The organism is Pseudoalteromonas sp. NZS71 (assembly GCF_015864715.1).
GTDB lineage: Bacteria > Pseudomonadota > Gammaproteobacteria > Enterobacterales > Alteromonadaceae > Pseudoalteromonas > Pseudoalteromonas arctica.
On sequence record NZ_JADYWS010000002.1, the window covers coordinates 195,204 to 221,934 of the forward strand.

The window sequence follows — 26,731 nt, forward strand, 5'->3', positions numbered from 1 at the left end:
ACTTTTGGCGGTATGCGGTGGCATATTGCCGTAATGGTATTAGGTGATTTATGGCGATGAATAACATTTCGTTTTTAGTTTCTTCTGAAAAAGATTCACTGTTAGCTTTTAAAGACAATAGCTTAGCTAATGGCGAAGAAAATTTAGGCGATGAATTTTTAAGTCAGCTAAACGAAGCGCATAACTCTATGGAGCCATTGCTTAAAGGCAATAAAAATCCCGATGCCGAAAATTCGATTGCCATACCTAAGCATAAACAGCCAGAAGAAAATGAAAATCTGAGCATAAAGCTAGATGAAATAACAACAGATGAAGTTACTTTTGTGTCTGTTGAGATGCTTGATCAAATTAATTCAGCACAAGCAATGAGCACTTCGGTCAATAAGCCGTTCGATGCAACTAACAGTTTAGAATCAGAAAATGCAGAGCTAGAAGCTACACAAGCAGAGAATACCGAAATAGAAAACACAGAAATAGAGAATTCAGAATTACAAAGCACACCAATAATTTCATCCACTAATACAAGTGATGAAGTATCGGCTAAAGAAGCGAATACAGCCAGTGTAGTGCAAAATCCAATTGCCACTAATGTAGGCTCTAAAACGGCTAAATTAACTGATTCAAAAAGCGATAACTTTAGCTCACCATCTTTGAATTCATTACCATTAAATGAAGGCAAGCATCGTAAAAGTGGTGTTGCTGAAGCTATTGAAGGGCCATTAAATTCTATAAATAAAAAGCCCGATGACAGCATTGGCCCTATATTAGAAAAACCTGAAGTTGCATCAATGAGTTTTAAAGAGCAGCTAGGACAAAATAAGTCTGCTGATGAAAATAATATAGTTTTGCCAACACTCACCGACAAAGCGGGCGTTACTCAGTCTTCTTTAGTCGCAACTGAAGCAGATAATAATGCAGCAATAGATACGTTAATGACTAAAGATGCGAGCTTAATTAAAGCTAATGATGTTATTGCTAGTTTAACGCCTGAGCAGCGCTCACAACTTAACGCGCAAGTTAAAGTATTAGAAAATACTGATTCAACAAGTAACGCAACTAGTAGCACTTCAAATCTTAAGCAAATGCTTGCGCAATTTATTACTGATAACGAAAAAACGCAGAGCACGAGCACAAAACACTCTTTTAGCGCAGAAATCAATTCACTTAATACAACTGAAAAACAAAGCTTATTAACGCAATTAAACGCTTATATTAAAGCAGAGCAGCCTAAAGGCGAGCAATTGGCAGTGCTTAAGCAAACAGTTAATGAATTAAAAGCTTCAATTGAAATAGGACTTGCCGATACCGCTAAGACAGACTCAAAAACGTTTGTAGCGTCAGAGACTCCTAACACAGTATATAATCCACAAAAGTTAAGCTTAAAGACATCAACAAACGAAGGGGCTGATTTAAATAAAGCCGTAACAAACTCAACTAAGCGTGATGATTTATTAAAATCACTTGAAGAATTACAAAAAGATGGCCTTAAAAAAATAACTGCAGAACAAACTCCTGTACGCGTGGCACAAATATTTACGCAAATTACAGCTGCTTTAAATACTCAGCAAGTGAGCACATTAAGCCAATACGACTCATTAAGTTATGAGCAGAGCTTACTTGATACCCAAATAATACAAACTCAACAATTACAAAGTACATCGCAAGTTAAGCAAGTAAGTATTGATCCTGGTGTAATGCAGGCAATTAATATTGTTAAAAGTGATGCAGCTAAATTACTGCAAGAGCGCGTTAGCTCAATGCTGAGCATTAATAACAAAGAAGCAGAAATTCGCCTAGATCCTCCCGAAATGGGCAGTATGCAAATACGTATTCGTAGCGATGCAGAACAAGCACATATAAACTTTGTAGTACAAAACCAGCAAGCCAAAGAAGCACTTGAACAATCAATGCCGCGCTTACGTGAAATGTTAGCGCAACAAGGATTAGAGCTTGGTGAAAGTACTATTTCTTATGGGCAATCAGGTGGTGAAACTGCTGAGCAAAGTGAGAGTGGAACCCAAGGTAATTTAGCTAATAATAAGTCAGTTAATGATGAAAACGACGAGCAAGCAAATAACACTGCACAAAGTTCTCGACAACAAACTTCATCATCAATAGATTACTATGCCTAAGTGCTGCTATTATAATAACTAAAACAAGCAAGTACCTTTGCGATTAAAGGAATCATGATGGCTGAAGAAACAAGTTTAGAAATTGAAGAAACCGGTAAAAGCAAAAAGAAACTAATAATAATCATAGTAGCTGTACTACTTATTGTAGGCGGTGCTGCAGGTTACTTTTTTATGTCGGGTTCGGATGCGCCAGTTGAAACCTTAGATGAAGAGACTGCGATGTCAGCAGATGCACCCTCTGCTGCAGTTGGTGATTCAGCTGAAATAGGCAGTGCTTTATATGTGTCAATGCCACGCCCATTTGTATTTAACGTTCCCGGTTCAAGTCGCGACAGAATTGTGCAAATTAAAGTACAGTTACTAGTACGTGGCGAAGTAAATGAAGAAACAGCCAAAAAACACATTCCACTAATAGAAGGGACGCTATTAAGTGTGTTTTCTACTACAACAGCTGATGAGTTAAGTACGAGCTCTGGTAAAGAAACACTTCGTTTTTCTGCACTTGAAAAGGTACAAAAAGCTTTAATGGATGTTGAAGGCAGCAAAGTAATTGAGCGGGTATTGTTTACCGGCTTTGTGATGCAATAAGGGGTTAGCGTGAGCGATTTATTATCCCAAGACGAAATTGATGCGCTATTACATGGCGTTGATGACGTTGAAGAGGAAGATATACACGACGGTGAAGATGGCGGAGGAGGTACGCTTCAGTACGATTTTTCTTCGCAAGATCGGATCGTACGTGGTCGTATGCCGACGCTGGAAATTGTTAATGAACGCTTTGCTCGTCATATGCGAATTAGCCTATTTAACATGATGCGCCGCACCGCAGAGGTGTCTATTAACGGCGTGCAAATGATTAAGTTTGGCGAGTATATTCATACTTTATTTGTTCCAACCAGCTTAAATATGGTGCGTTTTAGACCTTTAAAAGGCACTGGCCTGATTACCATGGAAGCACGACTTGTGTTTATTTTGGTAGATAACTTTTTTGGTGGTGACGGGCGTTATCATGCAAAAATAGAAGGCCGAGAATTTACGCCTACAGAACGTCGTATTGTGCAAATGCTCCTTAAGATCATCTTTGAAGATTATAAAGAAGCATGGGCACCGGTTATGGATGTATCGTTTGAATACCTCGATTCTGAAGTAAACCCAGCTATGGCTAATATTGTAAGCCCAACTGAGGTTGTGGTTATTAGTTCTTTCCATATTGAGCTCGATGGTGGCGGTGGCGATTTTCATATTGCTTTACCTTACTCTATGCTTGAGCCAATTCGAGAGCTGTTAGATGCGGGTGTTCAGTCTGATACTGAAGATACTGATTTACGTTGGAGCAAAGCGCTTCGCGATGAAATAATGGATGTAGAGGTTGAAATATCAACTCAGTTACTTGAAGTTGATTTAACCTTAAAACAAATTATGGAACTCAAAGCCGGTGATATTATTCCGGTTGAAATGCCTGAGCATATAACCGTGTTTGTTGAAGAACTACCTACATTTAGAGCCAAAATGGGTCGCTCTCGCGATAATGTTGCGCTTCAAATTAGTGAAAAAATTAAACGACCTGATTCAGTTAAATCTGAGCTGCATGTATTTACCAAAGGCGGCAAGAAAATTGACTCAGATGCAGAATTAGCAGAACTAGAAGATGATTTACACCTCTCTGACGGTGTAGACTTAGACTGGTAATTGATTAAAAGGTTAAAAGTATGAGCGATGATCAAGACACAATGGATGAATGGGCAGCAGCATTAGCAGAAGCCGAAGCTCCAGATGATAGTAGCGAAGCACATGTTGCAGAGCTTGATGAGTTAAGTGATTCAAAACACGAAATGAGTGGCGATGAAAAACGAAAACTCGACACTATTTTAGATATCCCCGTTACTATTTCAATGGAAGTAGGACGCTCTAAAATTAATATTCGTAACTTATTGCAACTTAACCAAGGCTCTGTTGTTGAGCTTGACCGTGTTGCGGGCGAGCCGCTAGACGTGCTAGTTAATGGTACTTTGATAGCCCATGGTGAAGTAGTTGTAGTAAACGACAAGTTTGGTATTCGCTTAACTGACGTGATAAGCCAAGTAGAGCGGATCAAAAAACTACGATGAGCTTATTAGTTGCTTTAACGAGTTCCGTTTTTTCAAAAGCAGATGTGGCAACACCAACTGGGGATATACTCTCTATGGTGCTGTCGCTTGTAATGGTGCTAGTACTAATTATTGTGCTGGCATTTTTTGTTAAAAAGCTTAATCCAAATTTAGCAAACAGCGATGAATTTAAAGTAGTCAGAAGTCTACCTTTGGGTTCTCGCGAGCGTTTAATGGTTGTTGAGATAGATAATGCTCAGCATTTACTTGGTGTAACTCCCCACAGTATTAATTACTTACACAAGTTAGAAACCCCATTAAGTGAAAAAGAACTACCTGAACTCGCTAAACGATTTGGTAAACTTTTAAACCCGCAATCAAACCAAAATAAAAAGAATTAAACCTATGACAAAGTGGCTGCTTATTATTTTTGCCATGGTGTTTGTACCAAGTGTAAGCGCAGAAGGAATTGATGCGCTTACTATTACAACAAACGCTGATGGCACACAGGATTACTCAGTAACGTTACAAGTTTTAGCAATTATGACGGCGCTGAGTTTTATACCGGCTGCCATAATTATGATGACCTCCTTTACACGAATAATTGTTGTACTCGCCATTTTGCGCCAAGCAATTGGTTTGCAGCAAACACCGTCAAACCAAGTGTTATTAGGGATGTCGCTTTTTCTAAGTATTTTTATAATGTCGCCTATTTATCAGCAGGTAAACGAGCGAGCTATAGAACCTTACTTAAATGAGCAGGTTACTTCAGTACAGGCTTTAGAGCTGGCTAAAGAGCCAATGAAAGCATTTATGCTTTCGCAAGTGCGTTTAAAAGATTTAGAAACGTTTGCTAAAATTGCCGGTTACGATCAGCTAGATTCGCCACAAGATACACCGTTAATAGTGCTTATACCCGCCTTTGTAACCAGCGAATTGCAAACCGCATTTATAATAGGGTTTATGTTTTTTATCCCATTTTTAATTGTTGATTTAGTGGTCGCCTCGGTATTAATGGCGATGGGTATGATGATGCTTTCACCCATGATTGTGTCCTTACCGTTTAAAATTATGTTATTTGTACTTGTAGACGGCTGGAGCTTAGTGATGGGGACTCTAGCCAAAAGCTTTGGTTTAGGGACTTAGTATGCAAAGCATTAACATGACCCAACAATAGGAGTACAACATGGAACCGGAAATTTTTGTTGATATCCTAAGTGACGCTCTTTTTTTAGTTATTAAGCTGGTGTCTGCAATTGTAGTCCCAGGCTTAATTATTGGTTTAGTTGTAGCTGTGTTTCAGGCCGCAACGTCTATCAATGAACAAACATTGAGCTTTTTACCTCGTTTATTAATTACCATTAGTGCGCTTATTGTGGGTGGGCATTGGCTTACTCAAGAACTAATGGACTTTTTTACTCGCCTAGTATTACTTATTCCTGAAATTGCAGGTTAAACGTGGAATACCCCTTTGCTGTCGTTATTCAATGGTTGAGCGATTTTTTGTTGCCGCTGGTACGCATTAGCTCAATGATTATGATTATGGCTGGTTTGGGGGCTAAAAATGTTCCTACACGTATAAAAATGGGTTTATCGGTTGTTGTAACTTTTGTTGTAGTTCCTGTTTTGCCCCCAGCTACATTCACTAATTTATTTTCGTTTGAGATGATTTTAGTCGTTATTCAACAAATGCTGATTGGTGTTGCTATTGGTTTTGCATCTATACTTTTACTAAATACTTTTGTGTTAGCAGGGCAAATACTCGCGATGCAAACCGGTTTAGGTTTTGCTTCGGTTATTGACCCTTCTAATGGCGCGAGTGTGCCTGCTGTGGGCCAGTTTTTCCTTATTTTGGCCACCCTATTATTTTTTGCTTTTAACGGTCATTTAATGATGATTCAAATGGTGGTGCATAGTTTTCAAGTGCTACCCATTGATGGCACATGGTGGTCTGTAGATCATTACTGGGACATAGTGACCTGGGGCGGCTGGATGTTTACTACAGCACTTGTACTTTCACTTGCACCGCTTACCGCGATGCTCGTTATTAATATGTCGTTTGGTATTATGACGCGTGCAGCACCGCAATTAAATATTTTCTCTATTGGTTTTCCGTTTACCTTGGTAGCGGGACTTATTATTATTTGGGCGACACTAGGTAACTTTGTTACTCAGTTTGAGTTTCAATGGTTAAAAATGGTTGAGCTAATGTGTACTTTAGTTGGTTGCTCACCTTAGGGGAAAGTCATGTCTGAAGACTCAGGACAAGAAAAAACAGAAGAACCCACATCCAAAAAGCTTGAAGAATCTAAAAAGAAAGGCCAAATAGCGCGCTCAAAAGAGCTAGGTACCATGTTTGTACTTATTTTTTCGGCTATATCGCTTTTGATGTATGGGCCAGAAATTGGCAAAGGTTTATACAATGTAATGGGCCGAACCCTTAGCTTAAATCGCAACGAAGCCTTTGATACCACTAAAATGTTTGCCGTATGGGGAGAGGTTGCAGACGCTTTAATGTTTCCTATGGCTATGTTTGTATTAATTATAGTTTTGGCTGCATTTATTGGGAATACGTTACTAGGTGGTTTTAATTTTAGCTGGGAAGCCGCTGCACCTAAAGCAAGTAAAATGTCGCCAATGAAAGGCTTTAAACGTATGTTTGGCCCGCAAGCGGCTATTGAGCTTGTAAAGTCACTTTTAAAATTTGGTTTGGTTGCAAGTTTTGCTATATTTTTAATTAATACCTATTTTGATGAAATACTGCATTTAAGTTTAGAAAGTGCACCAGGTAATATTATTCATGCCTTAGAGATTTTAGGCTGGATGTTTTTAGGCCTTTCATGCACTTTAATTATTATTGCGGCTATTGATGCACCATTTCAAAGTTATAACCATAACAAACAACTTAAAATGACAATGCAAGAAATTAAAGATGAGTATAAAAACTCTGAAGGTGACCCACAAATAAAAGCGCGTATTAGGCAAACACAAAGGCAAATGTCGCAAAACCGTATGATGCAAGATGTCCCTGACGCTGATGTTATTGTTACCAACCCAACTCACTACTCTGTAGCATTAAAATACGATACAGAGCGCGCAGGTGCGCCTATAGTACTTGCTAAAGGTATTGATGAAATGGCGATGCAAATTAGAAAAGTAGCAATAGGGAACGAAGTACCTATTTTAGAATCCCCCATGTTGACCCGAGCGCTTTACCATACGGCTGAAGTAGGAGAGCAAATACCTGATCAGCTATTTACTGCTGTAGCGCAAGTTTTAGCGTATGTATTTCAGCTTAAGCGCTTTAATAAAGGGCGCGGTAAACGTCCAACTAAGCTCAATAACAAGCTCCCAATCCCCGACGACTATAAGTATTAAACTGCTAACTTAGTAACTTGGAATAGTTATTGCTAATTCTACGTAGTGTCAATTTTTTGAAATTGTAGAATTATGAGTTTTAAAGCGGTATTACAACAACTTAACAGAGACAAAAAAGACTATGCCAAAGGGGTAGGTACTCCTTTGCTTGTGCTTGCTGCCTTGGGAATGGTGATTTTACCGTTACCGCCATTTTTACTCGATATCCTTTTCTCGTTTAATATTGCCCTCGCATTAGTGGTTTTACTCGTGACTGTTTACACGATGAAGCCGGTTGAGTTTGGTATATTCCCCTCTGTATTACTAATCGCTACGATTATGCGCTTAGCGCTTAATGTTGCCAGCACTCGAGTTGTATTACTTGAAGGTCATAATGGTGGTGATTCTGCCGGCAAGGTAATTGAAGCGTTTGGCTCAGTTGTTATTGGTGGTAACTACGCTGTTGGTTTGGTCGTATTTTTAATCCTGATCATTATTAACTTTGTGGTAATTACTAAAGGTGCTGGGCGTATATCTGAGGTATCTGCACGTTTCACCCTTGATGCAATGCCGGGTAAACAAATGGCAATTGACGCCGATTTAAACGCAGGCTTTATCAGCGCAGAGCAAGCGCGTGACCGCCGTGAGGAAGTAACTCGCGAAGCCGATTTTTACGGCTCAATGGATGGTGCGAGTAAATTTGTAAAAGGCGATGCCATTGCAGGTATTGTTATATTAATCATCAATATTGTTGGTGGTTTATTTGTAGGTATGATTCAGCATAATTTGAGTTTTGGCAACGCAATGGAAGTATATACATTACTTACCATTGGCGATGGCTTAGTTGCTCAACTCCCTTCTTTACTGCTTTCAATTGGTACCGCGATTGTTGTAACACGCCAAAATGAGTCGCTCAATATGGGTGACCAATTTAAGAAACAACTAGGTAACGAAAAATCACTCTTTATTGCTTCAGGTATTTTGATCATCATGGGGTTAGTGCCTGGTATGCCGCATTTTGCTTTTTTAAGTTTAGGTGCGTTACTGGGTTATTTAGCTTACTACACACAGCAAACTAAGTTAAAAGCCGCTGCAGCAGAGGCCGAAGAAGCCGCCAGTGGCGGAAGCGCTGCAACAGGTATTGCCAATAAACAAGAGCAAAAAGAACTTGGTTGGGATGATGTTCAACAGGTTGACGTAATTGGCTTAGAAGTAGGCTATAGATTAATTCCGTTGGTAGATCAATCTCAAGGTGGTGAGCTACTTAATCGTATTAAAGGTGTACGTAAAAAGCTTTCTCAAGAACTTGGTTTTTTAGTACCACCTGTTCATATTCGCGATAATTTAGAGCTTGACCCTAATGCTTACAGAATAACGCTAATGGGTGTTTCAACCGGTGAAAGCGAACTTAAACATGGTGACGAGCTAGCGATTAACCCAGGGCAAGTATTTGGCCCAATTAAAGGGGTTGAAACTAAAGATCCTGCGTTTGGCCTTGATGCAGTATGGATCAAGCCAGATCAAAAAGATGAAGCGCAATCACTAGGTTATACCGTTGTAGATTCAGCCACGGTAGTTGCCACTCATATTAGCCAGTTATTAACTAACAGCGCGGCGTTGCTACTAGGGCATGAAGAAGTCCAAAACCTGCTTGATATGCTCGCTAAAAGCCACCCTCGCTTAGTAGAAGGGCTAGTACCAGATGTGTTGCCATTAACTGCAATTGTAAAAGTACTGCAAAATTTATTGAATGAAGGTGTAGCTATTCGCGATATGCGCTCAATTGTTCAAACCCTTGTTGAGTATGGCCCGCGTAGCCAAGACCCTGATGTATTAACGGCTGCAGTGCGTATTTCTCTGCGTAGGTTAATTGTTCAAGATGCGGTTGGTATGTCATCAGAAATCCCTGTCATAACCTTGGCACCTGAGTTGGAACAGATGTTGCATCAGTCATTACAAAATGCAGGCGATGAAGGTGCCGGTATTGAGCCTGGACTTGCAGAGCGACTTCAAGTGTCATTGACACAAGCGCATCAAAATCAAGAAATGGCCGGTGAACCTTCTATATTGCTAACGTCAGGAATGTTACGCACTGTGTTATCTCGTTTTGTTAAGTACACCATTCCAGGATTGAGAGTGATGTCTTATCAAGAGGTACCAGACGAAAGACAGATCAAGATTGTTAGCTCTGTAGGCCAACAATAAGATTTTAACAGGGGTTGAATCATGAAAATTAAACGTTTTTTTGCTAAAGATATGCGCACAGCACTTAAAGAAGTTAAAGATGAGTTAGGTGTTGATGCGGTTATTATGTCAAATAAGAAGCTGGCTAACGGTGTAGAAATTGTAGCGGCAGTTGATTATGACAAAGCAGCCCCTAAAGTAGCAGCGCAACCACAACGTACTGCAGAACCGCGCGCTCAAGCACCACAGCAAAGCATGCATAATTTTGTAAAACCAGAGCCTCAGCGTGCCAAACCAGAGCCGCAAGCAAAAGTGGCTGACAGCCTACAGGCTTTATTAGAGCGTCAATCACCGCGTCCTCGTTCTCCTGAGCTTGCATCAATGTTTTCACAATCAGGTATTGATACTACCGATAACTATCAAGAACCAGTTATGGAACAGCGTACTAAAAATATGTTTGCACCTGAAAATGCAGCGCCAGTTCGTCCACAAACTCAAGCGGATAGCTTAGGTTTTGATGATTTAGACAGCGACTTTGATGATTTAGATAGTCCAGTAACTGCTCGCCAACAAACACCCAATAATGAAAGCGAAGAAATGACAACAATGCGTGAAGAAATGAACGCAATTCGTCAATTACTTGAGCATCAAGTATCAGGCTTAATGCAGCAAGATATGGCGCGTCGCGATCCAACACGCGCTTGCATGGTTGACCGCTTAGTCGGTATGGGTATTGATAAAGAAGTAGCGCAACAAATGGCATGTTTTGTACCTGATGATGTATCTCGTAAGCAAGGCTGGAAAGCGTTGTTAACGATGGTCGAAGATCAAATGCAAACAACCAATAATGAAATACTTCGCCAAGGTGGTGTATATGCGTTAGTGGGTCCAACAGGTGTTGGTAAAACAACAACAGTTGCTAAGCTTGCAGCGTTAGGTGCACAAAAATATGGCGCTGATAAAGTGGCCTTAATAACCACTGATACATACAGAATTGGTGCTTATGAACAGCTTGCTACTTACGGCCGTATTATTGGTTGTGGTGTAAAGCAAGTTAAAGATGCTAATGAATTAGCTGAAGTTTTATATCATTTACGAAATAAACGTCTAGTATTAATTGATACAGCAGGTATGAGTCAGCGAGATTTACGTTTGACTGAGCAGTTAAACACGTTAATGCGTAACCAACGTGTGGATATTCGCAGCTACTTAGTACTAAGCGCGACGGCACAAATTAATGTATTACAAGAAACAGTACGTCACTTTAAAAAAGTACAGTTAAGTGGTTGTATTTTCACTAAGTTAGATGAATCATTAAGTTTGGGTGAGATTATTAGTATTGCGATTCAAAATCGCCTCCCAATAGGGTATCTTACTAACGGTCAACGAGTGCCAGAAGATATTCGTGTTGCAAATGCTGAGAAACTAGTGAAAAAGGCTGAGCAATTATATTTAAAAAGAACAAAAGCACAACATTCAAGGCACCAAGCAGTGGCGCCAAGTACAGTAGGGATGTATGATTAACACAGTATTAGATCAAGCAAGCGGCCTGCGCAAAATGAGTCAAAACAATAACAACGGCGTAAAAGTTATCGCTGTAACCGGTGGTAAAGGTGGGGTAGGGAAAACAAATGTTTCTCTAAATACCGCTATTGCACTAGGGCAACAAGGTAATAGAGTATTAGTGCTGGATGCTGACTTAGGTTTAGCAAACTGTGATGTGATGCTTGGTTTACGTGTAGAGCGCAATTTATCACACGTTTTGTCAGGTGAATGTGAGCTTGACGAGATTTTAGTTGAAGGCCCTGCTGGTATTAAAATTGTACCCGCTACATCGGGCTCGCAAAGTATGGTTGAACTATCGCCATCTGAGCATGCCGGGCTAATTCGTGCATTTAGCGAATTGAATACCGAATTTGATATTTTAATTGTAGATACAGCCGCTGGTATTTCAGACATGGTGCTAAGCTTCTCACGAGCAGCACAAGATGTAATGGTTGTAGTGTGCGATGAACCAACATCAATAACCGATGCTTACGCACTTATTAAAGTATTAAGCCGCGAGCACGGTGTTTATAAGTTCAAAATTGTTGCCAATATGGTCCGCAGTATGCGTGAAGGCACTGAATTATTTGCAAAACTATCTAAAGTTACCGATCGCTTTTTAGATGTTTCAATGGAGCTAGTAGCAACGGTTCCTTATGACGAAAATATGCGCAAAGCAACACGTCGCCAAAAGGTGATTGTTGAGCTCTTTCCAAGTTCGCCAGCCGCTCTCGCGTTTAAAGCGCTGGCGACAAAAGCAGTTAAATGGCCAATACCAAATCAACCATCTGGGCATTTAGAGTTTTTCATTGAGAAACTAGTAAACGGCTAATTATGACAACATTGGTGAATAGAGCTATGGGATATCAATCAACACAAAACTTAAATGTGATTGTTGAGAAACATGCATCACTTGTCAAAAAAGTGGCATGTCATCTAATTGCTCGATTACCACCTAGCGTTCAGCTTGATGATTTAATTCAATCAGGAATGATAGGTTTAATAGAAGCTTCAAAAAACTTTGATGCAACAAAAGGCGCAAGCTTTGAAACCTTTGCCGGTATTCGTATTCGCGGGGCTATGCTTGATGAAATGCGCCGTGGTGATTGGGCTCCTCGTTCAGTACACCGTAAAAGCCGACAAGTTGCAGAGGCAATTACTGGGCTCGAAAGCAGTCTGAATCGCGAACCAACAGATACAGAAGTTGCTGAAAAACTTGAAATTTCACTCAATGAGTACCATCATATTTTAAATGATGTTAATACCAGTAAAGTATTAGGCATAGAAGACCTTGGTGTAGATGAGGATGTTATTACTCCCGTAGGCCAAGATTTAGCGCTAGACAAACCTTTTAATAATGTTAAAAATGATCGGTTTAATGAGTCTTTGCTAAATGCAATAAAGTCATTACCAGAGCGTGATGCGATGGTACTTTCTTTATACTATAACGATGAAATGAATTTAAAAGAAATAGGACATATACTCGATGTAAGCGAATCGCGTGTAAGTCAGATACATGGTCAGGCGATGATTAAGCTTAAAGCTAAAATCAATGACTGGATAAACTAGTAGTAAGTAAACTAAGGTTAATACCTCACTGGGGGATGTTTTGGATAAAAACATGAAAATTCTTGTAGTTGATGATTTTTCAACGATGAGACGAATTATAAAAAACCTATTACGTGACTTAGGTTTCACTAACGTTCAAGAAGCTGATGACGGGTCTACAGCTTTGCCTATGTTACAAAATCAAGTGTTTGATTTTGTGGTTACAGATTGGAATATGCCGGGAATGCAAGGTATTGACCTTTTAAGAGCAATTCGTGCAGATGATAAGTTAAAACATATCCCTGTACTGATGGTAACGGCAGAAGCTAAAAAAGAACAAATAATAGCTGCAGCGCAAGCTGGCGTTAATGGTTATATTGTTAAGCCATTTACGGCTGGAACATTAAAAACTAAATTAGAAAAAGTATTTGAACGCTTAGGCTAATGATGGGGGAGAGGCTTATGTCAGCACCAGCTGCGCCTCAAATAACGTTAGAACAAGCTCGTCAACTCGTCATTTATTTAGAAAACGATGAGCAAGATAAAGCTAATCAGTTGATTTTAGAGACAGCTTCGCAAGAGCAGTCTAAATTATTTGCTGAAGTTGGGAAGTTGACTCGTCAACTGCACGAAGCACTTAAAAGCTTTGAGCTTGATACTCGCTTAACTAACATAACGACAGATGCGATTCCAGATGCTAAAAAGCGGCTTAATTATGTTATAGAAATGACAGAAAATGCGGCTAATAAAACAATGGATGCTGTTGAGGCTAGTTTACCTATAGCTCAGCAACTTGCAGATGAAATATCTCATATCAAACCGACATGGGATCGTTTAATGAGCCGGGAGATTGAGCTTGGTGAGTTTAAACAACTTTGCCATAGTATCGATAAGTTTATGAATAACTCTCATCATAAAACGGATGAGCTTCAAAGCTTAATGACAAATGTACTAATGGCTCAAGACTATCAAGACTTAACAGGTCAAGTTATTCGCCGTGTTATAGAACTTGTTAGAGAAGTAGAAGAAAGCTTACTTCATCTTTTAACAGCGTTTGCTGAACAAGATGACAGTGACAACACAGCGAATAAAGTAGAACAACAAAAAATAAAAGAACCAGTTGCCACACAAACTTTAGCAGGTCCTGAAGGCCCTATTATTGATAAAGAATCGCGTAATGATGTTGTGTCTGATCAAGATGAAGTCGATGATCTTTTATCAAGTTTGGGCTTCTAAGAGGAGAGTAACTGCATGTTTGAAGTCGATGAAGATATTTTACAAGACTTTCTTGTAGAGGCAGGAGAAATCCTAGAGCTTTTATCTGAACAGTTAGTTGAACTGGAAAATAATCCAGAAGATACCGAGTTACTAAATGCCATATTTAGAGGCTTTCACACTGTAAAAGGTGGTGCAGGCTTTTTAGCTATGACAGAACTTGTTGATGCTTGCCACGGCGCTGAAAACGTATTTGATTTACTACGTCAAGGCGTGCGAACGGTCAATTCAGAGTTAATGGATGTTATTTTACAAGCGCTCGACACCATTAATGAAATGTTCGCGACTATCCAAAATAGGGATAAGCCAGAACCAGCAGATCCTGAGTTACTTCAAACCCTCCATATTTTGGGCCTACCTCCAACAGAAGCCGAGCTTAACGGAGTCGCTTCAGAAACTGACGTTGAACAACCTCTTGATGAAGTAGTTGATACGCCAATAGCTGATGAGGAAGATCCATTTGCATTTGATGAAATGTTTAGCGGAACTCCTTCGGTTAGTGATGCTGAAATAAACGAAATCACTGAAGATGAATTTGAAAACTTACTTGATGAACTACACGGTAAAGGACAAGGTCCTGCAGTTGAAAAGCCAGTAGCAAGTAGTAGTGATTTTAATGGTGATATTACTGATGATGAATTTGACAGCTTATTAGACGAGTTACATGGAGTTGGCAGTTTTGGTGAGGTTGCGAGTAAAGCACCTGAGCAAAGTAGTGCAGTTAAAGCACCTGTAGAACCAGCTAAACCAGCGTCAAATACTGCTAATTCATCAGATGATGAAATTAGTGATGATGAATTTGAAGCGCTTCTTGATGAACTTCATGGTAAAGGCACTGCACCTAAATCAATAGAAAGCACTCCAGCTGTGAAACAGCCCAATATCCCAGCTAAACCAACTGCAAAAGCGAGTGTGCCTGTAAAAAAACCAGAACCTGTAAAAGCACCCGTTTCTAAACCGGTAGAAAAACCGGTTGCTAAAGCAGCGCCAGCAACGCCTAAAAAATCAGCGCCACCAGCAGCAGAGACGACAGTTCGCGTAGATACAAAACGACTTGACCAAATTATGAATATGGTTGGTGAGTTAGTACTTGTGCGAAATCGTTTGGTTAGTTTAGCGACCAATTCAGACAGTGAAGCAATGGGTAAAGCAATCTCTAACTTAGATGTAGTGACTGCTGATATTCAAGGCGCGGTTATGCAAACGCGAATGCAACCAATTAAAAAGGTATTTGGTCGTTTCCCTCGCGTAGTACGCGATTTAGCACGCAGCTTAAACAAAGACATTGACTTACAACTTGTAGGTGAAGAAACCGATTTAGATAAAAACTTAGTGGAAGCACTAGCCGATCCGCTTGTGCATTTAGTTCGAAACTCAGTTGACCACGGTATTGAAATGCCAGCTGTTCGTGAGGCTGCCGGTAAGCCTAGAACAGGTAATGTTACTTTATCAGCGTCTCAGGAAGGCGACCATATTTTGTTGACCATTAAAGATGATGGCGCTGGTATGGATGCTGAGAAACTGAAAAAAATAGCAATTAGTAAAGGCGTGCTCGACCACGATCAAGCGAGTCGACTTTCTGACACTGAAGCATACAACCTAATTTTTGCACCTGGCTTTTCTACAAAAGAAGAGATATCTGATATTTCAGGTCGTGGTGTTGGAATGGATGTGGTGAAAACTAAAATCACCCAATTAAACGGCTCTGTAAGTATTCAATCTGAGTTAGGTGTAGGTACTATTTTAGAGATAAAAGTACCACTTACCTTAGCCATATTACCGACCTTAATGGTAATTGTTGGCGCACAAACATTTGCGTTACCACTTGCAGGTGTTAGTGAAATATTCAACTTAGATTTAACGAAAACAAATGTGGTTGATGGGCAATTAACAATTATTGTGCGTAAAAAGGCAATACCGTTATTCTACCTCGAGCACTGGTTAGTTAAAGGCTCAGATCGTTCACAGCGAAAAGCAAAAGGCCATGTAGTTATTGTGCAAATTGGTACGCAGCAAATTGGTTTTGTTGTTGACTCATTAATTGGCCAAGAAGAAGTTGTAATTAAACCACTTGATGCGTTACTACAAGGTACCCCAGGTATGGCAGGCGCTACAATTACTTCAGATGGTGGCATTGCACTGATTTTAGACGTTCCAAACATGTTAAAACATTACGCAGGCTAATAATAAAGTAGGTATATATTTAATATATACCTACGCATAAATTTAATAAGAGAGCTAAATGGCCGTTAAAGTTTTAGTTGTTGATGATTCAAGCTTTTTTCGCCGCAGGGTAAGCGAAATTCTTGAGCAAGATAGCGACATACAAGTTATAGGCTTTGCTGTGAATGGCAGAGAAGCTGTTGAAAAAGCAGCTCAGCTACGTCCAGATATGATCACTATGGATGTAGAAATGCCTGTGCTTGATGGTATTAGCGCAGTTAAAGAGATAATGGCGAGTAATCCAACCCCGATCTTAATGTTTTCATCACTAACACGTGATGGCGCAACAGCAACGTTTGATGCGCTAGATGCTGGAGCAATGGATTTTTTACCGAAAAAATTTGAAGACATCGCTCGCAATAATGAAGACGCTATAAAGCTTTTACAAAATAAAGTGAAAGATATAGGGCGAAGACGTTTACCGCGAACGTTTAAAGCTGCAACACCACCTAAGCCAGTAATATCAACTAAACCGATAACAAGCTCACTTTCGCAAAGAACAAACACACTAACGCCTTCGATAAAACAACCCGATAGAAGCTTTCAAAGAGCAGCCCCTACAACATCGTCAGGTTCAAATATTGCCTCAATGCGAGCAAGTGGAAAGCAATACCAGCTTGTGGCTATTGGCACTTCTACAGGTGGCCCTGTTGCACTACAAACTATATTAACTCAATTGCCTGCTAATTTCCCTCATCCTATTTTGCTTATTCAGCATATGCCAGCTGCTTTTACACCTGCATTTGCGGCACGTTTAAATGGTCTGTGCCAAATAAAAGTGAAAGAAGCGCAACAAGGTGACCGCTTACAACCAGGAACTGCTTATCTAGCGCCTGGCGGACAGCAGATGATGGTAGAAGGGCGTGGTGCAAATAGAACTCTGCGCGTATTTGAAGATCATAGCGAGAGAATAAGTTATAAACCGAGTGTAGATGTAACTTTTGCCAGTGCAGCAAAAACGTATCAAGGCGATGTGCTTGCTATCGTTTTAACAGGCATGGGCGCTGATGGACGTGACGGTGCAAGAATGTTAAAACAAACGGGTGCAACCATTTGGGCACAGGATGAAAAAAGCTGTGTTGTTTATGGAATGCCTCAAGCCATTGCTAATGCGGGGCTTTCGAGTGAAAGTTTAGCATTAAGCGATGTTGCAGCACGTATCAAGAGAGAGGTAGGTTGTGGATAAACTCTCAATATTTGGACTATTTGTAGCACTTGGTGCAATAGGTCTAGGTTACTCTTTAGAAGGCGGCGTTGTTTCTGCTTTATTTAATGGTCCTGCCCTTATTATTGTATTAGGCGGCACGCTTGGTGCTGTTATGTTGCAAACATCAGCAAGTACCTTTAAAAAAATGCTAAATATGAGCTCTTGGGTTTTTGTTGCGCCACAATATGATATTGAAGATGCAATAGAGCAAGTTAAGCGGTGGTCTCATAAGGCACGTCAAGAAGGTTACTTAGCGCTTGAAAACGAAGCGCTAGCTCACCCAGATGCATATGCAGCAAAAGGTTTAAGCTTGCTTGTAGATGGCTGCTCAGAGCAAAAACTACGTGACACGCTTGAAATTGATTTACTGCTAGAACGCGATCGCTTGCTTGAAGCCGCACGTGTTTATGAAGCGATGGGGGGCTACAGTCCTACCATTGGTATTTTAGGTGCTGTGCTTGGTTTAATACAGGCAATGTCGTTTATTACCGATCCACAAATGCTTGGTGCAGGAGTTGCAACGGCATTTATTGCGACCATTTATGGTGTTGGTTTAGCTAATTTATTGTTTTTACCTATGGCAAATAAGTTAAAACAGCGTGTAGAGCAAAAAATGCTTTACCATGAAATGCTTGCCGAAGGTGTGATTGCAATAAGCGTTGGTGAAAGCCCAGTAAATATAGAATTAAAGCTTGAAGCCTATCGTGTAGAGCGTCCTAATTTAGTGGACGAATAACATGCTACGCCGACGACTGCGTCACTCTGCTCCTAAAAGTCAACATACAGAGCGTTGGCTTGTATCGTATGCCGATTACATGACCATTATGTTTGCTTTTTTTGTGGTGCTGTATGCGATAGCGATCAACAAAGAAGAACAATTTCAAATATTGTCAGACTCCCTTGAACACGTTTTTGATAAATCTGCCCGCCAGCACTCCCAGCAAGGTGAGGGCGTCAATGGTAATGGAATATTGACTGATAGAGTGACACCTGAACAAGAAGTTCTTTATGGTGAAAGTATTTTAAAAGAAGAACAAGGTCCAGAGTTACTCGACGGTCAAAGTGATACAAGTAACATACAACAAAAATATTTAGGAAAACCACTCGATAGCTTACTTGCTAAGCTGCAGTCAGCGCTTATTGATGAAATTCGTGATGGAGAAGCCAGTTTAGAGCTTAATCAAGATTGGCTGATTATAGAGCTAAGCTCAGGTATGTTATTTTCAAGTGGTAGCTCAGTTGCACACTCTAGGGCAAAGCAAGTCGTCAAAATTGTTAAAGATATTATTGCTCCAGTAGATAACTATATTAGGGTGCGTGGCTATACTGATGATGAAAGTATTCGCAATGAAATATTTCGCTCAAATTGGGAACTCTCGGTTGCTAGAGCAACATCTATTTTAGTAGAGTTGGAAGCATTAGGTATTAATTCTGCCAGAATGGCGATAGAAGGTTATGGTCAATATTCACCTTTTGTAAGTAACGATACAGAACAAGGGCGAGCAGAAAATCGTAAAGTTGTTATTGCACTTTCTAAGTATGGTTTACCGCCAATACAAGACATTAAAGGTGATGAACAGGCCGTCAAGCCAGTAGTGGCAGAGCCTGAAATTGAGCTCCCTTCAGATGACGATACAATAAAAATAATTCGTTTGCCTCATGGTGGTATTCGCATAACAACGCGCAATGAACAGTAATTAGGATGTAATGTGAAGATTTGGACTGTCGCAAATCAAAAAGGTGGTGTTGGTAAAACAACAACAGCAGTGAGCCTTGCTGGTATTTTAGCTTTGCAGGGTAAGCGTGTGTTGCTTATTGATACAGACCCTCATGCATCACTCACTTATTACTTTGGCATTGACTCAGAAGATTTGGAAGCCAGCGTATATGATATTTTTGCGCGTGGCACGAGCATGCAAAGTGAAGAGATACTTCAAGCTTTATGCCCATCAACACTTGAAAACCTAGATATTTTACCCGCAACAATGGCGATAGCCACGCTTGATAGAAGCATGGGTAATAAAACAGGTATGGGATTAATACTAAAAAAAGCGCTTGCAAAAATCAGTGAACATTACGATTATGCCATTTTAGATTGCCCCCCAGTTTTAGGGGTGTTAATGGTTAATGCGCTTGCAGCAAGTGAGCGAATTTTAGTGCCAGTGCAAACGGAATTTTTAGCACTGAAAGGGCTTGATAGAATGATGCGCACTATGGAATTAATGCAAACCTCTCAAGCGAAAGATTATCAATATACTATAATCCCTACTATGTATGATAAACGTACTAAAGCATCGTTAGAAGCATATAAAACACTGCAAAGTACGTATGGTGATAAAGTCTGGCCAGGTGTGATACCGGTAGATACTAAATTTAGAGATGCAAGCTTTGCGCAAAAAGTGCCTGTAGAGTATTGTCCTCGTTCGCGTGGTGTATACGCATATAAAGCACTGCTAGAATATTTAATTGAACAAGGTTAATGAATGAGTAAGCAATTATTTGCTAATGAAAAAGTAATGAAACAATACCTAGGGGCTTTGTTATGTGAAGACGAGCCTGTAGATAACCTTGAGCCAGTCGCAAAATTACTTGAGCAAATGCCACATGACTCGCAGCAAGAACATATTCATTTAAAACCAAAAGAACAGATAAAAGCGGCAGAAAAAATATTTGATCAAGACTTACTTAATTCTGAAATTAAGCCAATAGTTGAACCTATTTTTGAAGCCGAAAAAGTTAATAAAGCCATTGACGATGAAGTAATAGAGCCGATAAGTACGATTACAGAAGAACCAGAACCACAGATTATAACCACTAGCCAATCTGACTATTTTGATGGTGAATTTCAGGCATTATTTTTTGAAGTTGCTGGTTTAACATTGGCTGTGCCATTAAAAGCATTAGGCGGTATACATCAACTAGGTGAAGTAAATCATTTATTTGGTAAGCCAAAGTGGTTTAAAGGCGTTATGCTCAACAGAGAAGAAAAGCTTAATGTTGTTGATACTGCTCGTTGGGTAATGCCAGAAAAGTATGATGATAAATTAGAGGCGTCTTTAGATTATCAGTATTTAATTACCTTAGGTGATAGCCAGTGGGGCTTATTAGCTGAAAAGTTGATAAATAACATTACATTGAGTAAAGAAGATGTAAAATGGCGTACAAATAAAAGTAAGCGCCCATGGCTTGCTGGTGTTATAAAAGAAAAAATGTGTGCTTTAATAGATGTAGATAATTTAAATATATTATTAGAGAAAGGCTTAGATAGCCGTCAGTAGTAATGACCATTACGGGGTAATAGCATGAATCAAGATAAATTACTGTCAGCAAATAAAAACGCAGATAATAATGATGAAATTTTACAGTGGGTTACGTTTAAGCTAGAGGAAGAAACCTACGGCGTAAATGTAATGCAAGTACAAGAAATACTTCGTTATACAGAGATAGCCCCTGTACCAGGTGCACCTTCTTACGTTATTGGTATTATTAACTTACGCGGTAACGTTGTAACTGTTATTGATACTCGTGCACGTTTTGGTTTGTTAGCTGCTGATGCAACCGATAATTCTCGTATATTAATTATTGAAGCTGAAGAGCAAGTTATCGGCATTTTAGCCGACAGCGTATCTGAAGTCGTTTATTTACGCAGCTCTGAGATCGATAGTGCACCAAATGTTGGTACTGAAGAAAGTGCTAAGTTTATTCAAGGCGTTTGTAATCGTGATAATGAGCTACTGATTTTAGTCGATTTAAACAAGTTACTCAGCGATGATGAATGGGATGAGTTAAGCGATATATAAGCTTTACCAAATAAATTATGCTGTTACTTAGTATAGCTATATCAGCGTTAGCGGTAGGACTTATATCGCTTGCGCTAATAATTGCATTAAAAAACAAACAAGTGAATGAAGTTAATGCTGTATTACAGCAGCTTAAAGATAGCTCAGAGCAAACTCATATTTTGCGAAGTGAAATTTCAGAGCTTAGAACAGGGCTTTTAAGTATTGGTAAGCGAGTGCTTGAGGTTGAGCAACAAAATCAAGATTTAATACAACAACAAGCTGCGCAGAAATACGATGACCCTGATGCTAAAATTTACTCTCGTGCAGTAAAAATGGTAGAGTTAGGTGCGGACCTCGATGAGGTGATACGCGAATGCGAATTACCGCGAGCAGAAGCCGAATTACTATTTTCACTACATAAACAAAAAGGCGCTTAGCGCCTTTTTAGTTATAAGCGTGTAAATAATCTCACGCTTTAATATTTAACTTACCTTGAAAGTCTTGCCAGCCTGGCGGAAATTGACCTCTTAATACATACGAAAACGCAATAAGCTCTGCAATTACATAATAAAGCTCTTTAGGGATTTCTTCCCCTAAGCTTAAATGCGACAACGTTTTAGCAAGCGCTGCATCTTCGTGGATCATAATTCCTTTTAATTTTGCCGCTGCAATTATTTCGTCAGCTAACTCACCAAACCCTTTTACGCTTACAGTGGGGGTGTTGCCAGCTTCGTATAAAAGCCCAATGGCTGACTTATTAATAGGTGTATCACTCATTACTAAACCTTAATATTAATAATTGCATGAGATTTATAAAATGCCTGATTATTTGCATCGCCTCGCTTTAAGTTGAGCTCTCCAACCTGTAAACCATGCTTAGCTAGTTTGGATCTTAAATTATCTAAGTGAGGGTGAGCAATTGCGCTTACTTCTTGGCTTGAGGCTAATAGCTGGCAATCGAGTGCTTTATCCATTAACTCAGCGGTAATCTGTAACTGCCCAATCTGTGCATAATCAAAGTTTAACCTGACAAACCATACATTTTTATCTTCTAATTTATCTGCGCTTGGCTTTTTATATTGCCCCAATGTTATTTCTGTTTGGGCGGCCTCAGGCGGCAATTTCATTGGTAATAAAAATTGTGCAAGCGGGTTTGTGTCTGGTTGTTGATTTGGTGTTGAAACACTTACTTGGGTAAGTGTGTTTTTAACTTGTACGATTTCGCTAGCCAATGCTTGAACTTGAGCTTGCTGCAGTTGCTCAAGTATTTTTGCTCCCGCGTTTCCTGTTTTAAAAGTAGGTATGAGTACTTGTAAAAGTGCATCTAAGCCAGTTTGGTTATTAAAGCTTATCGGTGTTACTGATTGGCTAATTATAGGGGCTGCTAAAATACTCACTGCAACTTGTTCAAGTCCTTTAGTGAAGCTACTTTGTAGTATATCACCCGTTAATTGAGATGGCTGTAAGGTGGCTAATACTTCACGCTGTATGGTCGCAGGGTTAATATTATTACTAGAGACCATGCGATTAAATGCTTGGTTAATTAAGCGAGTTAAATCGGGCGTTTCTTTTGTTGCTCTATTTGTAATATCAGTAATTTGACTACTTAAAAGCTGTTTGTTACCAGCTACTCTATCCATAGGGATTGTGGCATCAGGAAGCTTTAATAGTGTGCTTAATAGCTTTGCTTCTATTGGTTGTAGCATTTGACTACGAGAGGCAATATTAGATAACGGCTCTGCTAATGGGAGAATGTTTTTAATCGTGGCTGGGTTTACACTGTTTTGATTGTTGCCGTTTATTACTGGTTGCACTGAAGACGTTGTTTGCCCTTTAGTAACAACTTCACTTGTAGGCTTAATTAACGTATCAATTTTACTGTTAGTACTAATACTCCGAGCACTCAATTGACTCGCGTTTAAATTACTTGGCTTAGCGCTCGCCACTTCATTTTGAGTAATGTTACTTGTTATTGGCGTGTAGGTTGTTGCTGTGTTTGAAGGTGATTGCCAAACACTAACACTTCCTTTTATTTGCTGAGTTAATTGTACAAGTGGTGGGAGTCTTGAAAAGTGCTCTGGTAAAGTATTGCTAGTATTACTATTTAACGCAGTACTTACATTTTGGGTAATGTTCACTCTATTTAACGGTGATACTGTTAATTGCATAACTAAGCCCGGCCTTTGTATCGCAGATGATGCAGACGGCGGCATTAACTCAGGTTTATTTGCTGCTGCAAAGGGCTTACTTTCAAAATATTTAACTGCATCATTAATTCGCGTTTTTAAATCACTAAAGCTATTTTGTAGCCACGATTTTATTGGGCTATTAGGTGTAAGCAGTGGGCTTGCTTTAATAGTGGACGCAGAAAAAGGTATTTCAGGAACACTGCTTTTTTGAGCTAAAAGTAACTCGTTAAACGGTTTAGAAAATGAGTTATTAAGCGTCACTTTTATATTATTAGTATCGGTTTTAATAAGTAATTTATCAGCCTGATTTATTAAATTTACCTTAATGGGCGTGCTAGGTAGCTCACTAACTTGTTGATTAGTTATAGGCGTCGTAAACGAACCTGACTTTTGAGGATGAGTCAAAATAGCTAGTTTAGGTGTTGCTTGAAGTTGCGCACTAGGTAATAAGGCCACGAGTAATTTAGTAAGTTTAGTTTGGCTAAGTGGTTGCGTATGAATTGTATCTGCAAAGCGATTAATAACATTAAGCTGTGCGCCTTTGTTAGTCGTGCTAACAACTACTTTTAAAGGCTGCTCGGTTAAAAGTAACTGCGCTACGTCTTTATTTATGGCAATACTGGCGTTAAGTTTATCAACTACTAATTTTGGGGTAGGGGACATAACCACTTGTAAATCCATTGGTTTGCTTTGTACCTCAGTGCCCGTGCTTACATAATTTAATAAACGCTGTAATTGTACTGGTTGATTTAAAGTAAGGGTTGTAGTGTTTGGCGTGATGTTCAGCTGTTTGCCATCGGGACTAAGTTGTATGTTAGCACTGGCTATTTTTTGTAAATTTTGAGGTGCGCTTGTAGTGCCAAGTCTTAATGTCTGCCAATGTTTATCAATAAATACATCAAGCGTAATCGAGTCTTTCGAAAATTGAATGTTTTTAGCCGCAAGTATCTCATTAGGTAATTGCGATAACTCATTGGTTTGAGGATTTGTCGATTGATTGATAACCAATGAATTAGATAATGTTATTTGCGTTGGCGTATTCATTATTTTAAATCAAGTTTTCTCTATTTTAAGTGAATCGATTTTAAAGCAATATTCGTATTACCCTATCATTATGGTAGACTAACGCCTAATTTTTGGCAGAGAGAATCGTCATCTTGTTACACATTAAGTCCGTCACCTGCATCAAGCAAGATCGTTGTTTGTTTGCGGATCTTAATTTTAGCCTTAATAGCGGTCAAATCATGCAATTAGCGGGTCCTAATGGGGCTGGTAAAACATCGCTATTGCGTATTATCGCAGGCTTTTCTGTGCCTGATGAAGGAGCTGTTTTATTTCAAGAACAGCCTATATCTAAGTATTACGAAGAGTATGCCAGAGAACTACTCTTTATAGGCCACAAGACAGGTGTAAATACTCAGCTTAGTGCCGTTGAAAATGTTCGTCATTGGTTACAAATTAATGGCTACATAAACCAGCCTGACTTGTATCCCATTTTAGCGCAACTTGGCCTTGTTGGACTTGAAGATGTACCGGTTAGAATGTTATCTGCTGGACAACAAAGACGTGTAGCTTTGGTTAGGCTTTGGTTAAGTGATGCTAAATTATGGGTACTTGATGAGCCATTTACCGCGCTTGATAAAAGCGGTGTTGCCTTTTTACAGCAGCGATTTACCGAGCACTTACTAAACGGTGGAGCTATTTTGTTAACGACCCACCAAGATTTAACGACCCATTTTAGTAACTTGCAAACGGTTACACTGGAGTATCGTCACTAATGACTCGTCAACATTCTTATTGGTTGCTATTTAGTGCGGTATTTACCAAAGATGTAAAACTTGCGTTTCGCCAGCGCGCTGAAATTGTAAATCCTATTTTGTTCTTCTTAATTGTAATTTCATTATTTCCGTTAGCAATAGGGCCTGAGCCTGGTTTACTAGCGAGAATGGCACCGGGAATTATTTGGGTTGCCGCATTACTTTCTACCATGTTGGGCTTGGATAAGCTGTTTAGAGATGATTTTAATGATGGCTCATTGGAGCAGTTAATTGCATCGTCTTACCCGTTATCGTTAACCGTACTTGCTAAAGTGGCTGCTCACTGGGTGGTAACAGGTTTACCGCTTGTATTAATGACGCCGCTATTTGCATTGTTGTTAAACCTAGAAAGTACGGCGTTAACAGCGACTGTTTTAACATTATTATTAGGCACTCCACTATTGAGCTTTATTGGCGCAATAGGCGCAGGGCTTACTGTAGGATTACAAAAAGGGGGTATTTTGATGAGTTTACTCGTACTGCCTTTGTATATTCCTGTTTTGATTTTTGCAACGTCGGCTATCGATACCAGCACCATGTCGCTGGATTATAGTGGGCAGCTTGCCATCCTTGGTGCAATGTTACTTATTGCTATTATTAGCGCACCAATTGCCATATCGTCAGCTTTAAAAGTGAGTGTAAGTTAATGTGGAAGTGGTTACATCCCTATGCTAAAGCAGAGCGTGCATACCAGTTATGCAATACGTTACTGCCTTATTTTGCCGTAGTTACTGTAGTTAGTATGATTGTTGGATGGGTATGGGGGCTTGGTTTTGCACCTGCCGATTACCAACAAAAAGACAGCTACCGTATCATCTTTATTCATGTTCCTTCTGCCATTTTGTCTATGGGGGCTTACTCATCAATGGCTATTGCAGCTGTTGTTGCACTTGTATGGCAACTACGAAATGCCGAACTTGCCGTTATTGCTATAGCGCCTGTTGGTGCTTGTATTACTGCTATTGCGCTTATTACTGGCGCTGCATGGGGTAAACCTATGTGGGGTGCTTGGTGGGTATGGGATGCGCGTTTAACGTCTGAACTTATTTTATTATTTTTATATCTTGGCGTGCTTTCGCTTTATCATGCATTTGAAGATAAGAAGTCAGCAGGGCGTGCAGCTTCTATTTTAGCAATTGTTGGCGTAATTAACTTACCTATTATTCATTACTCAGTTGAGTGGTGGAATACGCTACACCAAGGCGCAAGCATTACAAAACTAGACACTAAAGCAATAGACCCAAGTATGTTTTGGCCACTTATGGTTAATATTTTAGCCTTTGCTGCTTTTGTAGGAACAGTGACTTTAATTCGTCTTAAAAATGAAATTTTACAACGCGAAAAGCACCGACCGTGGGTGCGTTTGTTGTTAAATAAGGGGTAAT

Annotated in this window: 28 protein-coding genes; 26 read left to right on the forward strand and 2 right to left on the reverse strand. The window is 39.7% G+C overall.

All coding sequences use genetic code 11. From position 1 onward, the window contains the following. Positions 1-50: 50 nt before the first annotated feature. The 23 genes from I6E85_RS01980 (at position 51) to I6E85_RS02090 (ending at position 21,777) form a co-directional block, all read left to right on the forward strand. Positions 51-2,132: a flagellar hook-length control protein FliK gene (locus tag I6E85_RS01980; protein ID WP_197236510.1), complete on the forward strand. Its 2,082-nt coding sequence runs from the start codon at positions 51-53 to the stop codon at positions 2,130-2,132. Positions 2,133-2,189: 57 nt separating this feature from the next. After that, the gene (fliL, locus tag I6E85_RS01985; RefSeq protein ID WP_007585800.1) at positions 2,190-2,720 is read left to right on the forward strand and encodes a flagellar basal body-associated protein FliL; all 531 of its coding nucleotides are present in this window, start codon (positions 2,190-2,192) and stop codon (positions 2,718-2,720) included. Between the two features lie 9 nt (positions 2,721-2,729). Beyond that, on the forward strand, positions 2,730-3,821 hold the full coding sequence (fliM, locus tag I6E85_RS01990; protein ID WP_024592743.1) for a flagellar motor switch protein FliM: 1,092 nt from the start codon (positions 2,730-2,732) through the stop codon (positions 3,819-3,821). Positions 3,822-3,841: 20 nt separating this feature from the next. Beyond that, positions 3,842-4,240 (forward strand): flagellar motor switch protein FliN, encoded by a 399-nt coding sequence (gene fliN / locus I6E85_RS01995; RefSeq protein WP_007585803.1) that lies wholly within the window; start codon positions 3,842-3,844, stop codon positions 4,238-4,240. Beyond that, a complete protein-coding gene (gene fliO / locus I6E85_RS02000; RefSeq protein WP_007377952.1) occupies positions 4,237-4,620 on the forward strand; it encodes a flagellar biosynthetic protein FliO in 384 nt (127 codons plus the stop codon). The genes fliN and fliO overlap by 4 nt, the downstream gene beginning before the upstream one ends. Before the next feature lie 4 nt (positions 4,621-4,624). Continuing rightward, positions 4,625-5,365, forward strand: coding sequence for a flagellar type III secretion system pore protein FliP (gene fliP, locus I6E85_RS02005; protein WP_007585804.1), 741 nt, complete (start codon positions 4,625-4,627; stop codon positions 5,363-5,365). A 40-nt stretch (positions 5,366-5,405) separates the two neighbouring features. Beyond that, a complete protein-coding gene (gene fliQ / locus I6E85_RS02010) occupies positions 5,406-5,675 on the forward strand; it encodes a flagellar biosynthesis protein FliQ (protein WP_002959325.1) in 270 nt (89 codons plus the stop codon). Positions 5,676-5,677: 2 nt separating this feature from the next. After that, positions 5,678-6,457: a flagellar biosynthetic protein FliR gene (gene fliR / locus I6E85_RS02015; protein ID WP_007585805.1), complete on the forward strand. Its 780-nt coding sequence runs from the start codon at positions 5,678-5,680 to the stop codon at positions 6,455-6,457. Between the two features lie 9 nt (positions 6,458-6,466). Further along, on the forward strand, positions 6,467-7,597 hold the full coding sequence (flhB, locus tag I6E85_RS02020; RefSeq protein WP_197236511.1) for a flagellar biosynthesis protein FlhB: 1,131 nt from the start codon (positions 6,467-6,469) through the stop codon (positions 7,595-7,597). A gap of 72 nt (positions 7,598-7,669) precedes the next feature. Then, entirely contained in the window at positions 7,670-9,781 is a 2,112-nt protein-coding gene (flhA, locus tag I6E85_RS02025) for a flagellar biosynthesis protein FlhA (protein ID WP_010553901.1), read from the forward strand. Positions 9,782-9,802: 21 nt separating this feature from the next. Further along, complete coding sequence (gene flhF, locus I6E85_RS02030) at positions 9,803-11,284, forward strand: flagellar biosynthesis protein FlhF (protein ID WP_007585808.1); 1,482 nt, start codon at positions 9,803-9,805, stop codon at positions 11,282-11,284. Beyond that, complete coding sequence (locus tag I6E85_RS02035; protein WP_007585809.1) at positions 11,277-12,137, forward strand: MinD/ParA family protein; 861 nt, start codon at positions 11,277-11,279, stop codon at positions 12,135-12,137. The genes flhF and I6E85_RS02035 overlap by 8 nt, the downstream gene beginning before the upstream one ends. Positions 12,138-12,163: 26 nt before the next feature. Next, positions 12,164-12,874, forward strand: a complete 711-nt coding sequence (locus I6E85_RS02040; RefSeq protein WP_007585810.1) for an RNA polymerase sigma factor FliA — start codon at positions 12,164-12,166, stop codon at positions 12,872-12,874. Positions 12,875-12,914: 40 nt separating this feature from the next. Further along, positions 12,915-13,298: a chemotaxis response regulator CheY gene (gene cheY / locus I6E85_RS02045; RefSeq protein WP_008132609.1), complete on the forward strand. Its 384-nt coding sequence runs from the start codon at positions 12,915-12,917 to the stop codon at positions 13,296-13,298. 17 nt (positions 13,299-13,315) lie between these two features. Then, positions 13,316-14,089, forward strand: a complete 774-nt coding sequence (locus I6E85_RS02050; protein WP_007585814.1) for a protein phosphatase CheZ — start codon at positions 13,316-13,318, stop codon at positions 14,087-14,089. 15 nt (positions 14,090-14,104) lie between these two features. After that, positions 14,105-16,312 carry a chemotaxis protein CheA gene (locus tag I6E85_RS02055; protein ID WP_197236512.1) on the forward strand — a complete coding sequence of 736 codons (2,208 nt, stop codon included), beginning with the start codon at positions 14,105-14,107 and terminating at the stop codon, positions 16,310-16,312. Between the two features lie 58 nt (positions 16,313-16,370). Continuing rightward, on the forward strand, positions 16,371-17,537 hold the full coding sequence (locus I6E85_RS02060; protein WP_165721592.1) for a chemotaxis response regulator protein-glutamate methylesterase: 1,167 nt from the start codon (positions 16,371-16,373) through the stop codon (positions 17,535-17,537). Next, positions 17,530-18,294 (forward strand): flagellar motor protein, encoded by a 765-nt coding sequence (locus I6E85_RS02065; RefSeq protein ID WP_007585825.1) that lies wholly within the window; start codon positions 17,530-17,532, stop codon positions 18,292-18,294. Before I6E85_RS02060 ends, I6E85_RS02065 begins: the two co-directional genes overlap by 8 nt. Position 18,295: 1 nt before the next feature. Then, positions 18,296-19,255 (forward strand): flagellar motor protein MotB, encoded by a 960-nt coding sequence (locus tag I6E85_RS02070; RefSeq protein ID WP_165721593.1) that lies wholly within the window; start codon positions 18,296-18,298, stop codon positions 19,253-19,255. 12 nt (positions 19,256-19,267) lie between these two features. Further along, entirely contained in the window at positions 19,268-20,038 is a 771-nt protein-coding gene (locus I6E85_RS02075) for a ParA family protein (RefSeq protein ID WP_165721594.1), read from the forward strand. Between the two features lie 3 nt (positions 20,039-20,041). Next, positions 20,042-20,836 (forward strand): chemotaxis protein CheW, encoded by a 795-nt coding sequence (locus I6E85_RS02080; protein ID WP_007585828.1) that lies wholly within the window; start codon positions 20,042-20,044, stop codon positions 20,834-20,836. Positions 20,837-20,860: 24 nt separating this feature from the next. After that, entirely contained in the window at positions 20,861-21,358 is a 498-nt protein-coding gene (locus I6E85_RS02085) for a chemotaxis protein CheW (RefSeq protein ID WP_002959294.1), read from the forward strand. 17 nt (positions 21,359-21,375) lie between these two features. Further along, positions 21,376-21,777, forward strand: a complete 402-nt coding sequence (locus tag I6E85_RS02090) for a DUF2802 domain-containing protein (protein WP_024589935.1) — start codon at positions 21,376-21,378, stop codon at positions 21,775-21,777. Positions 21,778-21,808: 31 nt separating this feature from the next. Here the strand turns inward: I6E85_RS02090 and I6E85_RS02095 are convergent, their stop codons facing one another. Both I6E85_RS02095 and I6E85_RS02100 read right to left on the reverse strand, forming a co-directional pair. Continuing rightward, positions 21,809-22,117 carry an EscU/YscU/HrcU family type III secretion system export apparatus switch protein gene (locus tag I6E85_RS02095; protein ID WP_024589934.1) on the reverse strand — a complete coding sequence of 103 codons (309 nt, stop codon included), beginning with the start codon at positions 22,115-22,117 and terminating at the stop codon, positions 21,809-21,811. Positions 22,118-22,119: 2 nt separating this feature from the next. Further along, positions 22,120-24,573, reverse strand: coding sequence for a flagellar hook-length control protein FliK (locus tag I6E85_RS02100; RefSeq protein WP_197236513.1), 2,454 nt, complete (start codon positions 24,571-24,573; stop codon positions 22,120-22,122). Positions 24,574-24,686: 113 nt separating this feature from the next. On the opposite strand from I6E85_RS02100, the gene ccmA reads away from it, so the two are divergent. Genes ccmA through I6E85_RS02115 form a run of 3 tightly spaced genes read left to right on the forward strand, consistent with a single transcriptional unit; the run spans position 24,687 to position 26,730 of the window. Then, complete coding sequence (gene ccmA / locus I6E85_RS02105) at positions 24,687-25,307, forward strand: cytochrome c biogenesis heme-transporting ATPase CcmA (RefSeq protein WP_096058052.1); 621 nt, start codon at positions 24,687-24,689, stop codon at positions 25,305-25,307. Next, positions 25,307-25,993, forward strand: a complete 687-nt coding sequence (gene ccmB / locus I6E85_RS02110) for a heme exporter protein CcmB (protein WP_002959286.1) — start codon at positions 25,307-25,309, stop codon at positions 25,991-25,993. The genes ccmA and ccmB overlap by 1 nt, the downstream gene beginning before the upstream one ends. After that, positions 25,993-26,730, forward strand: a complete 738-nt coding sequence (locus tag I6E85_RS02115) for a heme ABC transporter permease (RefSeq protein ID WP_007585844.1) — start codon at positions 25,993-25,995, stop codon at positions 26,728-26,730. Before ccmB ends, I6E85_RS02115 begins: the two co-directional genes overlap by 1 nt. Position 26,731: the final 1 nt, after the last annotated feature.